We start from the raw sequence: 11651 nt of genomic DNA, 5'->3' as shown, positions 1-11651 counted from the left end.
CGACCGGAGGTCCGGTGCCGCCGCCACGGCGCCGGATCTCCGGCCTGTGCCCAGGGCCCGGAATCAGGCCGAGACGACCACGTTGTCGCCGTCCAGCTCCACCTTGGTCTCGGCGAGCGGCTGCTGCGCCGGGCCCGACGTCGGAGCGCCGTCCTTGACCGAGAAGAAGCTGTTGTGGCAGCGGCAGATGATCTGCCCGTCCTTGATCTCGCTGACCTCGCACCCCTGGTGGGTGCAGACCTTGCTGAACGCCTTGAAGGTGCCCTCGGTCGGCTGGGTGACGACCAGCTTGTCGGTGATCACACCGCCGCCGACGGTCACCTTGGAGGCCGCCACCAGGACCTCCGCGCCGCCGCCGGTGTCACCGCTGTCGCCGCCGCCCTCGGCGCCCGCCGCGGTGCTCCCGGCCGGGGCCGGGTTGGCGTCGAAGTCGGAGCCGTTGGGGTTGGTGCCGGTGCCGTCGGTGCCGCAGGCAGCCAGGACCGCGGTGGCACCGAGCGCCCCGGCGCCGACCAGGATGCAGCGCCGCGTCGAGGTCGTGCCCGTGCTCGCGCACTGGTGCGTGGTCTCGGCCTCGGTCCTCGTCTGCACGTCGGTCATGTGTAGCCCTCCAGTACTGGTTTCCGCTCGGCAATCACGCGGAGTCGCCCCTAGGTACGCGGCCGGGCTATTGATCAGTTCATTGCCATCGCCGAATTCACGCCCTCAGCGCCGCCCGGCCGAGAGTAGTTCCCCGACCCGGCGGCTTCCCTGAGAGGTGTCTAAGAAATCCCTAAACAGTCGCCTTGGCGCGGGTCTTACGCCCGGCCGCCGGCACGGCGTTGGCCTTCGCCGCCCGGCTGGTGGCCGCCTTGGAACCGGCCGCTTTCCCGGAGAGGCTGAGGACCTGCCGCAGGAACTGCCCGGTGTGACTCTCCGCCACCTCGGCGACCTCCTCCGGTGTGCCGGTCGCGACCACGACGCCGCCCTTGCTGCCGCCTTCCGGACCCATGTCGATCAGCCAGTCGGCGGTCTTGATGACGTCCAGGTTGTGCTCGATCGTGATCACCGTGTTGCCCTTGTCGACCAGGCCGTTGAGCACGAGCAGCAGCTTGCGGATGTCCTCGAAGTGCAGGCCGGTGGTCGGCTCGTCGAGCACATAGACGGTCCGCCCGGTGGAGCGTTTCTGCAGCTCGGAGGCGAGTTTCACGCGCTGCGCCTCGCCGCCGGAGAGCGTCGTGGCGGGCTGGCCGAGCCGCACGTAACCCAGGCCGACGTCGACCAGGGTGCGCAGGTGGCGGTGGATCGCCGGCAGCGCCGAGAAGAACTCCGCGGCCTCCTCGATCGGCATCTCCAGGACCTCGGAGATGGTCTTCCCCTTGTAGTGCACCTCGAGGGTCTCCCGGTTGTACCGAGCGCCCTTGCACACCTCGCACGGGACGTAGACGTCCGGCAGGAAGTTCATCTCGATCTTGATCGTGCCGTCACCGGAACAGTTCTCGCAGCGGCCGCCCTTCACGTTGAACGAGAAGCGGCCCGGACCGTACCCCCGGACCTTCGCCTCCGCGGTCTCGGCGAAGAGCTTGCGCACGTGGTCGAAGACGCCGGTGTAGGTGGCCGGGTTGGAGCGCGGGGTCCGGCCGATCGGCGACTGGTCGACGCCGACGACCTTGTCCACGTTCTCCAGGCCGGTGACCTTGGTGTGCCGGCCCGGCACCTGGCGCGCCCGGTTGATCTGGTTCGCCATCACGGTGTGCAGGATGTCGTTGACAAGCGTCGACTTGCCCGAGCCGCTCACCCCGGTGACCGCGATGAACTGGCCGAGCGGGAACGGGACCGTCAGGTTGCGCAGGTTGTGCTCGCGGGCGCCGTGCACGACCACCTCACGACCGGGCGTCTGCGGGCGGCGGCCGGCCGGGACCGGGATGCTCTTGCGGCCCGACAGGTAGGCCCCGGTGGGCGATTTCTCGTTCGCCAGCAGGCCCTCGACCGTGCCGCTGTGCACGATCTCGCCGCCGTGCTCGCCGGCGCCCGGACCGATGTCGACGATCCAGTCGGCGGTCCGGATGGTGTCCTCGTCGTGCTCCACCACGATCAGCGTGTTGCCCAGGTTGCGCAGCCGGACCAGCGTCTCGATCAGCCGGTGGTTGTCCCGCTGGTGCAGGCCGATCGACGGTTCGTCCAGCACGTAGAGCACGCCGACCAGGCCGGAGCCGATCTGGGTGGCGAGCCGGATACGCTGCGCCTCGCCGCCGGAGAGCGTGCCGGCGCCGCGGTCCAGCGAGAGGTAGTCCAGGCCGACGTCGACCAGGAACCGCAGCCGGGCGTTGATCTCCTTGAGCACCCGCTCGGCGATCATCTTCTGCCGGTCGTCGAGCTCCAGCCCGGCCAGCAGCTCGGCGCACTCACCGACCGAGAGGTTGCAGACCTCGGCGATGCTCTTGCCGGCCACGGTCACCGCGAGCACCTCGGGCTTGAGCCGGGCGCCACCGCAGACCTTGCAGGGCACGTCGCGCATGTACCCCTCGTACTTCTCGCGCGACCAGTCGCTCTCGGTGTCGTTGTGGCGCCGCTCGATCCACTGGATCACGCCCTCGAAACCGGTGTAGTAGGAGCGCTCGCGACCGTACTTGTTCCGGTAACGGACGTGGACCTGGTCCTCCGCCCCGTACAGGATGGTTTTCTGCACCCGGCTGGAGAGCGCCCGCCAGGGTGTGTCGACGCTGAAGTTCTCCGCGGTGGCGAGGGCCTCCAGCAGGCGCAGGAAATACTCCTGGGTGGTGCCGCCGGACCACGGCTGGATCGCGCCGCCCCGGAGGGTGGCCTCCTCGTCCGGGATGATCAGCTCGGGGTCGACCTCCTTCTTGGTCCCGAGGCCGGTGCACTCGGGACAGGCGCCGTAGGGCGCGTTGAAGGAGAAGACCCGCGGTTCCAGGTCCTCGATCGCGAGAGGATGGTCGTTCGGGCAGGCCAGGTGCTCGGAGAAGCGCCGCTCCCGCTCCGGGTCGTCCTCCGCCAGGTCGACGAAGTCGAGCAGGACGATGCCGCCGGCCAGGCCGAGCGCCGCCTCCACCGAGTCGGTGAGCCGCTGCTTGCTCGACGCCTTGACGCTGAGCCGGTCGACCACCACCTCGATGGTGTGTTTCTCCTGCTTCTTCAGCTTCGGCGGCTCGGTCAGCGGATACACCGTGCCGTCGACGCGGGCGCGCGCGTAACCCTTGGCCTGCAGCTCGGCGAAGAGGTCGACATATTCACCCTTGCGGCCGCGGACGACCGGGGCGAGCACCATGAACTTGGTGCCCTCCGCCATCGCGAGGACCCGGTCGACGATCTGCTGCGGGGTCTGCTTGCTGATCCGCTCACCGCAGACCGGACAGTGCGGCGTGCCGGCCCGGGCGAACAGCAGGCGCAGGTAGTCGTAGACCTCGGTGATCGTGCCGACGGTCGAGCGGGGGTTGCGGTTCGTCGATTTCTGGTCGATCGACACCGCCGGGGACAGGCCCTCGATGAAATCGACGTCGGGCTTGTCCATCTGGCCGAGGAACTGCCTCGCGTACGACGACAGGGACTCGACGTAACGCCGCTGCCCCTCCGCGAAGATCGTGTCGAAGGCGAGGCTCGACTTGCCCGAGCCGGACAGCCCGGTGAAGACGATCATGGCGTCGCGGGGCAGGTCCAGGTTGACGTCGCGCAGGTTGTGCTCGCGCGCGCCACGAATAGTCAGTCGGTCGGCCACTGCCAGCCTCTCCGTACAGGTGTTTGAAGTCAGCCAGCCATGCTAGCCGCGGGGTACGACATTTTCTGGCGACCCTGTTGAAGCGCCTGGCAGATGGCGAACATTCCCGGTCAGTCTTTCGGGGGAACCGGGAGACCTCTCATGTCCCAGATCTCCACACCACCGACGAGCTGCGGCTCACCGAGCGCGTCCACCAGCACCGCACGCTGCGCGGCCGGGTTGCGGCCACCGGGGACCAGCACCACCACCCCCGCACGCCAGTAGACCAGGTCCGCGGTGATGCGCGCCCGGTCGGCGTCGGTGAGGACCGGCACCTGGCCGTACTCCCGGACCCGCCACAGCAGGTCGGAGGTGAACCGGCGGGGCGCGTTCCACGATCCGGTGTCATCGTCCGGCGGGTCGGCGGGACCCATGAAGTATCCGCGCGGCGTGGCGTAGTCGAGGTTCATCAGCGTCGCCCAGCGCATCCCGGTCCGCCCGGTCGTGACCTCCGGGAGCGGGACGGTGATCAGGGTGCGGCCGCCGGTGACGTACGGCTTGTAGGTGCCCTCGGTGAGGAACGCCGGCAGCGGGTCGCCCTGGACCACGGGCAGCGGCTTGGGGATGAGCGGCACGAGCGCGAGCACCATGCCGATCCAGAACAGCCGCCGCCTCCGGGCCGGATATGTCCCGATCTTGTCGACGGCCAGCGCGAGCAGCACCCCGGCGATCGTCGCCGGCACCATCGCGAACCGCGTCACACTCACCAGGTCGATCACCGGCACGTGGCTGATCAGGCCGAACGGCAGCGGGATCCCGGTGTCGTGGCCGAAGACCTTCAGCACCGGACCGAACGACATGAGCAGCAGCACCAGCCCGGCGATCGCGGCGGCCCGGGCCGCGGCCGAGCGCCACAGCATCACCACCGACACCACGATCATGACGAAGCCGATCGGGCCGAAGAACGTGTTGTCCTCGGTCGCGCTGACGCTCATCTCCCTGGTCAGGGCGGCGTTCCCGGCCAGCGACTGGCGGGCGAAGCCGACCAGCGAGGCCAGGTCGGTGACGTACATGTCCGGTTCGAACGGCTGACCGTGGTAGTTGCCGGGAGCGAAGAACTGGTACCAGAGCGGGTAGGCGAGCAGCGCTCCGGCGGTCGCCGCGGCCACCCCGAGACCGCCCAGGAACCGCTTCCACACGGCACGGACCACATCCGGGCGCATGATCCCGTAGGCCACCACGAAGACGCCCAGCGTGAGCGCCGTGAAGAGCAGCGTCTCCTCGTTGATGAAGCACTGCGCCACGATCAGCAGACCGAGGATGATCCCGCCGCGCCGGACCCGGCCGGGCTCACGCAGCCGCAGCACCTGCCACACGATGAACGGCACCAGGTACTGGTTGACGAAGTTCACGTGGCCGTTCGCGTGCGACACCATGGTCGGCGCGAATCCGCAGAACGCCCCGCCGATCGCCGCCGCGACCCGGCTGTGGACCAGATGCCGGGAGAGCACCCAGTACCAGGCGAAGGCGGTGCCGGCGAGACCGAGAGTGATCAGCAGGGCGACCGACACGCCACCGCCGAGGAAGTGCGTGACCGGAGCGAGCGGCAGGCTCAGCGCCAGGATCGACGTGTTCGCCATCATGTTCACGCCGACCGGCGCGTTCAGCCGGTCGGTGAAGAACGGCGCGGCCCCGTCGAACACCACCCGCTCGGCGTGCGCCAGCACGAACAGGAAGACCCCGTGGTCATCGTCGTTGCTGGCCAGCACCCGCCCGTTCGGGTCGATCCAGAGCGGCAGCAGCACCACGATCGCCAGCGCCAGGAAGGCCGCCGGCACCCAGAGATCGATCCGCCGGAGCCACCATGATCCGGCCCGCGCGGGGTCCTCCCCCACGGTCGCCACCGGCTCCTCGGTCATCTCTTCTGCCACACGCACCGGGGCAATTCTGCCAGAGCCCTTTTTCGGGTACGGGCGCAGCGGCGTCCCGTGCCTGCCGACACCTGACGGCCCCTTCCGCCGGCGCGACCCGCCGCCGGCCCCGGCGTGCCCTCACCCCCGGGCACGCCCGAGCCGTCATCGAGCGCGACGCGCCGGGCCTGCCCCGTGGGCGGACGTCATCGGGCGCGGCGCGCCGGGCCTGCCCCGTGGGCGGGCGTCACCGAGCGCGGCGCACCGGGCTTCCTCCGTGGGCCGGCGTCATCGGGCGCGGCGCGCCAGCCGGGCCGATCGGCGTCCGCTCTCCACGGCGACCTCGTGCTGGAGCTTGCGCCAGCTCGCCAGCCGGCGGGCCGCCAGCTCCCCGGCGGCGAGCGCCTCCTGCACCGCGCAGCCGGGCTCCGACTCGTGCCGGCAGTCGTCGAACCGGCAACGGGCGGCCAGCGCGGTGACGTCGGCGAAGGCCCGATCCAGGCCGGCCGCCGTGTCCAGCAGGCCCACGCCCCGGATGCCCGGGGTGTCGATCACCGCACCGCCGCCGGGCAGCATCACCAGGTTCCGGTACGCGGTGGTGTGCCGGCCCTTGCCGTCCGCGTCACGAATCGCCTGCACCGGCATGACGGCCGCGCCGGCCAGGGCGTTCGTCAGGGTCGACTTGCCGGCGCCGGAGCGGCCCAGCAGGGCCAGCGTCCGGCCCGGACCGACATGGGAGCGCAGATCGCCGACGCCGGCGCCGGACCGGACGCTGACCGGCAGCACCGCGACGCCCGGCGCCAGCTCGGCGAGCTGGCGGGCCACCGCGGCCGGGTCCGGCGTGGTGTCGCATTTGGTCAGCACGAGCAGCGGCCGGGCACCGGACTCCCAGGCCAGCGCGAGCAGGCGCTCGACCCGGGAGTCGTCGGGCTCGGGATGGATCGGTTCGACGACCGCCACCAGGTCCATGTTGGCCGCCAGGACCTGCCCGGTGGAGTCCTTGTCGGCGGTGCGGCGGATGAGCGTGGTGCGGCGGGGCAGCACGAGCTCCAGGGTGGTGCGCCGGTCCGGCCATTGGCGCAGCACCACCCAGTCACCGGAACTGGGCAGGCCGGCCGGGTCGCGGGCGCCCTCGATCAGGACGCCACCGCCCAGACTGGCCCGGGTCGGACCGTCGGCGGTGAGCACCGTGCAGATGCCACGGTCGGCACGCAGAACCCGGCCCGGCAGCGCGTCGGCGCGGTCGAACGGCCGGTAGGCGGATGCGAAAGTCTCGTCCCAGCCCAGCTGGGACAGGTCGTACGACATGGTGAACCCTTTACGGTAGTGGGGTAGCAAAGGCCCCCGGGTGAAAAAACGCGACGCCGACCCAGTGCACGTTCCTCACCTCCTCCGCCGGGATTCGATCGATCTACGCGGCTGGCACCGACGGTACGGTCAGCGTGACCGGGACGAAAGCGATTTCCGATAGGGTCGTCGGGTGACCATGGATCCGCTGGTCCTGATGACCGACGTGGAAGAGTCGACCGAGGCGCTGCTGCGCGAGGCGGACGGCTGGGACGACGGCGTGATCGCGGCGCCGTCCGCGCTGCCCGGGTGGACCGCCGGGCACGTCCTCACGCATCTCGCGCGCAACGCGGACGCGTTGACGAACCTGCTGGTGTGGGCGCGTACCGGGGTGGAGACACCGGCGTACGCGAGTGCCGAGGCCCGCGACCGGGACATCGAGGCGGGCTGCCGCCGCCCGCTCGCCGAGCAGCTGACCGACCTGCGGGCCGCGCACGAGCGGTTCGCCGACGCGGCCGCCGCGATGCCGGCCGCGGCCTGGATCTTCCCGCTGCCGGGGATCGGCCAGTCGGCGGCCTGGGTGCCGTGGGCCCGGCTGCGCGAGGTCGAGGTGCACCGGGTCGACCTGGGGCGGGACTACACGCCGTTGGAGTGGTCGGACGCGTTCGCCCTGCGGCTGCTGCGGGAGCTCGTGGCGAGCCCGCCGCGGGACACGCCCGCCATGGTGCTGCGCCCGCTCGGCCTGGAGCACGCGCTGACGATCGGCGACGGGAGCGGTCCGGTGGTCGGCGGCCCGACGAAATCGCTCGCGGCGTGGCTGACCGGCCGGGGCGACGGCGCCGACCTGACCGTCTCGCCGGACGGCGAGCTACCCCAGCCAGCGAGGTGGAAATGAGTAGCGATCTCGGCGGCGGCCTCACCATGACCCAGGTGTCGGTCGGCCCGATGGACAACAACGCGTACCTGTTGAGTCACGGCGGCGAGCGGATTCTGATCGACGCCGCGAACGACGCGGGGACCCTGCTGGAGCTGATCGGCTCGGGCGGCCTGCGGTCGGTGGTGACCACCCACCGGCACCAGGACCACTGGATGGCGCTGGAGGAGATCGCCCTGGCCACCGGCGCGGCCTCGCTGGCGCACGCGGACGACGCCGACGGCATTCCGGTCGTGACCGGCACGCTGCGCGACGGTGACGTGGTGCAGGTCGGCGGCGTCACCCTCGACGTGATCCACATCGTCGGGCACACGCCGGGCTCGATCGTGCTCTCCTACCAGGGAAAGCACCTGTTCACCGGGGACAGCCTGTTCCCGGGCGGTCACGGGAAGACGGTCCGGCCCGAGGACCACGAGCGGATCATGGACGATCTGACGGCCAAGATCTTCGACCGGTTCAGCGACGACACGGTGTTCTATCCGGGGCACGGCAAGGACTCGACGCTGGGGGCCGAGCGCCCGCAGCTGCCGGAGTGGCGAGCGCGGGGCTGGTAGACATGAGACCGGGAGACCGGGGCACCTCAACTGCTCCGGTCTCCCCTCCTACCGCGGCCGGCTGATCAGCCGACGCTCTTCGCGGCGTTCTCGTTGACGTGGATGCCGGCCGCGAACTCGAGCACCTGCTTCTCGCCCCAGCCGAGGTTGTCCCAGACCTGGATCACCAGGTGACCGCGGTCCGGAACCTTCAGGAACAGCGTCGAGCCGTCGGTCTGGTCGAGCATCTTGGTGAGCACGCCCGGGTTGCCGCCCACCTCGACCTTCTTGCCGCCCAGGTCGGCCGGGGCGCCGGCGTCCTGCAGCATCACGGCGATCTTGCCGACGAAGCTGTGCGGGTCGCTGTTGGCCGCGCCGGCCGGGCCGGTGGACGGGTCGGCGAGCGGCCCCTCCGGCGCCAGGACCAGGCCGCCCTCGTCGGAGTTCTGCAGCACCCAGCCCTCCGGCACCCGGTCGATCTCGAACGCCTCCGGCTGCTCGCCCTGGTAGGCGACGAGCTTGGTGGGCACGATGCTGCTCACCGCCGGGGCCGGCCCGTCGGCGAGCGGTGAGGTGCCGGTCGCCGGCGTCCCGGCGGTGGCGAACGCGACGGCCGCGGCCACCGCCGCGACGGCGAACGTGGAGGCCCCGCCGGTCTGGAAGATCCGGCGGCGGCGCAGCGCGGTGCGGCCCCGGGCCAGGTCGGCCTCGACCTGCTCGGGGGTCGGCTCGGCACCCGGTCCGGCGAGCCGGTTGAGCCCTTCGTAGAGATCAGTCATCACAACTCCTGTCAGCGCAGTACTAGGGACGGGTTCTGGCCGAGGACCGCACGCAGCCGGTCGAGGGCCCGGGCGGTCTGGCTCTTCACCGTGCCCTCGGAGCAGCCGAGGGCGTCGGCGGTGTCGGCGACATCGAGGTCGTAGAAGTAGCGGAACACCAATGCCGCCCGCATCCGTGGTGGCAGCTCCTTCAGGGCCGCGCGCAGCACGTCCGAGATGTCCCCGCCGGGAATCTCCGCCGCGGGCCGGTCGGGAAGCTCGGCCATCGACCGTTCCCGCCGCCGCCACCAGCGCCGCCGCTCGTCGGTCAGCGCGTTCACCAGGGTCCGCCGCACGTAACCGTCCGGGTTGTCGGCTCGCTGGAACGCCGGCCAGGCAACGTAGAGCTTGGTCAGCGTGGACTGGACCAGATCCTCGGCCAGGTGCGCGTCGCCCGCTGTGAGCAGTGTCGCCGTACGCACCAGCGCCGCCCGCCGGGTCACCACGAATCGGTGGAATTGCTCGTCACGCTCGATCTTCACACGAGCCCCTCTCTCACTCTCACGCCTCCTTGACGACCCGCGTGCGCCGCAGGTTGCACGAAACCCGGATACGGTGCCGCGTCGCACCACGCTCGTGAGTGTGTGACCTGGCAGACGCGGTTCGAGGGCGGCGGTCACACCGTTCTGATCATCGGTCTCGGCTGTCCATCCGTCGACGCGACGCGTTCCGAGACGTTCGGTCGACCCCCCTGGGGGTCGACCGAACGGAGATCAACACCCTTCGGCCGAACCTGGCATTAGTTCAGGGTTTGAGCAAATTGCGCGTGCAAGGGTTGGCTCCGCCGATCATGTCGGCGTCCCCCTCTCGGAAGTGAAACGGAGCACCAGCAGTGAATATCGAGACTGCCCTCAAGGAAGCGATGGGAATCGAGGGCGCCATCGGTGTGGCGCTGGTCGACTACACCAGCGGCCTCACCCTGGGCGTGCTCGGCGGCGGCCAGACGATGGACATGAACATCGCCGCGGCCGGCAACACCGACGTGATCCGGGCCAAGGTCCGCACCCTGGAGATGCTCGGCCTCCAGGACGGCATCGAGGACATCCTGATCACGCTCGACACCCAGTACCACCTGATCCGCCTGCTGCAGAACAAGCGCCACGGCGAGGCGTTCTTCCTCTACGTGTCGCTGGACAAGAGCCGCGCCAACCTCGGCCTGGCTCGCCACCAGCTGCGCAAGATCGAGCGGGAACTGGACGTATGACCCACCCGGGCGACCCCTACCGGCCGGTCTACGCCGAGCTCGCCGGCCTGCGGTACCAGGTGCCCGGCGTGCTGGCCTGCGTGGTGGCCGGAGTCGACGGCCTGCTCATCCTGCACGACAACACGACCGGCCCGGAGCCGCACGACGTCGCGGCCCTCGCCGCCGGCGCGCACGGCATCAGCCGCACCACCGGGGCGGTCCTCGGCCAGGGCGGCTTCGCCGACGTCACGATCCACAACCAGAACGGGTACCTGTCGGTCTACGCGATCGGCGACCTGGCGCTGCTGGCCGTGATCGGCGACGGCGGGCTCAACATCGCCCGTCTGCACCTGGAGGCCCGGCCGGTCACCGCCCGGCTCGCCGGCCTGCTGCAGATCCGCAGCGTGTAGCAGTCGGCGCCCGCCGGCCCAGCCGGCGGGCGGGCGCCGCTCGACCCCGCTCCGGCCCACCGCGGCCCCTGCTTCGCCCCGCCTCGGCCCGCTTCGGCCTTGTTCCCGGCCCGCCTCGGCCCCACGTCGGGCCTCGTGTTCGGCCCTTCTCAGCCCGGTTTCGGCCAAGAGCGGAACAGGCATCGATGCCTCCGCTCGCTGGCTAGGCTGACGGGAACCCCCGAGCACTGGAGGTAGCGGTGTACAACCGGCATGATCCGAACCGGTGGGGTTTCCCGCCGCACCCGCAGCCCGACTGGCAACCTCCGCACCTGCCCGGCTCGGGCCCCGGCCTGCCCGGCTGGCTCGAGGAGCGCCTCTTCGACCAGCGGATCGTGATGATCCGCGGTCAGCTCACCCCGGACGTGGCGACCGGGACCGTGGCGGCGCTGCTCACCCTCGACTCGGCCGGTCCGGACCCCATCCACCTGCACATGGCGAGCTCCGGCGGCGACCTGAGCGCCGCGCTCTCCATCATCGACGTGATCGACTCGCTGACCGCTCCGGTGCAGGCGCTCGTCACCTCCGAGGCGGGCGGCGCGGTCCTGGCCGTTCTCGCCGCCTCGGACCAGCGCTCGGCGTACCGTCATGCCCGCTTCAAACTGGCTGAACCCCGCGCCGCCGGCGTGACGGGCACCGCCGACGAGGTGGCGGCCGCGGCCGGGCAGCACCTGCGCGAGCTGGAGGAGGTCGTGGTCCGGCTCGCCGAGGTGACCGGCCAGCCCCGCAGCCGGGTCGAGGACGACCTCTCCACCGGCCGGACCCTCAGCGCCACCGAGGCCCTCGAGTACGGGCTGATCACCGAGGTCATCACGCCCAAGCCACGATGACCCTGAAAACGAA

The 11651-nt window shown here is 70.9% G+C and carries 11 protein-coding genes; 5 read left to right on the top strand and 6 right to left on the bottom strand.

Annotated features, from left to right (window positions below; translation table 11 throughout):
• Window positions 1-63: 63 nt before the first annotated feature.
• The 4 genes from AMIS_RS08080 to rsgA all read right to left on the bottom strand — a co-directional run bounded on the left by AMIS_RS08080 (window position 64) and on the right by rsgA (window position 6912).
• On the bottom strand, window positions 64-600 hold the full coding sequence (locus AMIS_RS08080) for a Rieske (2Fe-2S) protein (RefSeq protein ID WP_014441722.1): 537 nt from the start codon (window positions 598-600) through the stop codon (window positions 64-66).
• Window positions 601-772: 172 nt separating this feature from the next.
• Window positions 773-3715: an excinuclease ABC subunit UvrA gene (uvrA, locus tag AMIS_RS08075; RefSeq protein ID WP_014441721.1), complete on the bottom strand. Its 2943-nt coding sequence runs from the start codon at window positions 3713-3715 to the stop codon at window positions 773-775.
• 110 nt (window positions 3716-3825) lie between these two features.
• Window positions 3826-5631 (bottom strand): glycosyltransferase family protein, encoded by a 1806-nt coding sequence (locus AMIS_RS08070; RefSeq protein WP_231859257.1) that lies wholly within the window; start codon window positions 5629-5631, stop codon window positions 3826-3828.
• Between the two features lie 261 nt (window positions 5632-5892).
• A complete protein-coding gene (gene rsgA, locus AMIS_RS08065; RefSeq protein WP_014441719.1) occupies window positions 5893-6912 on the bottom strand; it encodes a ribosome small subunit-dependent GTPase A in 1020 nt (339 codons plus the stop codon).
• Window positions 6913-7084: 172 nt separating this feature from the next.
• Here rsgA and AMIS_RS08060 point away from each other — a divergent pair, with 172 nt between their 5' ends.
• Window positions 7085-7786: a maleylpyruvate isomerase family mycothiol-dependent enzyme gene (locus AMIS_RS08060; RefSeq protein WP_014441718.1), complete on the top strand. Its 702-nt coding sequence runs from the start codon at window positions 7085-7087 to the stop codon at window positions 7784-7786.
• A complete protein-coding gene (locus AMIS_RS08055; protein ID WP_014441717.1) occupies window positions 7783-8379 on the top strand; it encodes an MBL fold metallo-hydrolase in 597 nt (198 codons plus the stop codon). Before AMIS_RS08060 ends, AMIS_RS08055 begins: the two co-directional genes overlap by 4 nt.
• A 65-nt stretch (window positions 8380-8444) precedes the next feature.
• Here AMIS_RS08055 and AMIS_RS08050 read toward each other — a convergent pair whose 3' ends face one another.
• Window positions 8445-9137, bottom strand: coding sequence for a hypothetical protein (locus tag AMIS_RS08050; RefSeq protein WP_041829619.1), 693 nt, complete (start codon window positions 9135-9137; stop codon window positions 8445-8447).
• A gap of 11 nt (window positions 9138-9148) precedes the next feature.
• Window positions 9149-9658 carry a SigE family RNA polymerase sigma factor gene (locus AMIS_RS08045; protein WP_014441715.1) on the bottom strand — a complete coding sequence of 170 codons (510 nt, stop codon included), beginning with the start codon at window positions 9656-9658 and terminating at the stop codon, window positions 9149-9151.
• A gap of 380 nt (window positions 9659-10038) precedes the next feature.
• Between AMIS_RS08045 and AMIS_RS08040 the strand changes: the two genes are divergently transcribed.
• The 3 genes from AMIS_RS08040 to AMIS_RS08030 all read left to right on the top strand — a co-directional run bounded on the left by AMIS_RS08040 (window position 10039) and on the right by AMIS_RS08030 (window position 11638).
• The gene (locus AMIS_RS08040) at window positions 10039-10380 is read left to right on the top strand and encodes a hypothetical protein (protein WP_041829618.1); all 342 of its coding nucleotides are present in this window, start codon (window positions 10039-10041) and stop codon (window positions 10378-10380) included.
• Window positions 10377-10769: a roadblock/LC7 domain-containing protein gene (locus tag AMIS_RS08035; RefSeq protein WP_014441713.1), complete on the top strand. Its 393-nt coding sequence runs from the start codon at window positions 10377-10379 to the stop codon at window positions 10767-10769. The genes AMIS_RS08040 and AMIS_RS08035 overlap by 4 nt, the downstream gene beginning before the upstream one ends.
• 239 nt (window positions 10770-11008) lie before the next feature.
• Window positions 11009-11638 carry a ClpP family protease gene (locus AMIS_RS08030; RefSeq protein WP_014441712.1) on the top strand — a complete coding sequence of 210 codons (630 nt, stop codon included), beginning with the start codon at window positions 11009-11011 and terminating at the stop codon, window positions 11636-11638.
• The last annotated feature ends 13 nt before the right edge of the window (window positions 11639-11651 follow it).

The organism is Actinoplanes missouriensis 431 (genome assembly GCF_000284295.1).
GTDB classification, from domain to species: Bacteria; Actinomycetota; Actinomycetes; order Mycobacteriales; family Micromonosporaceae; genus Actinoplanes; species Actinoplanes missouriensis.
The sequence above is the reverse complement of the archived record's forward strand: the minus strand, read 5'-3'. Positions and strand labels throughout refer to the sequence as shown.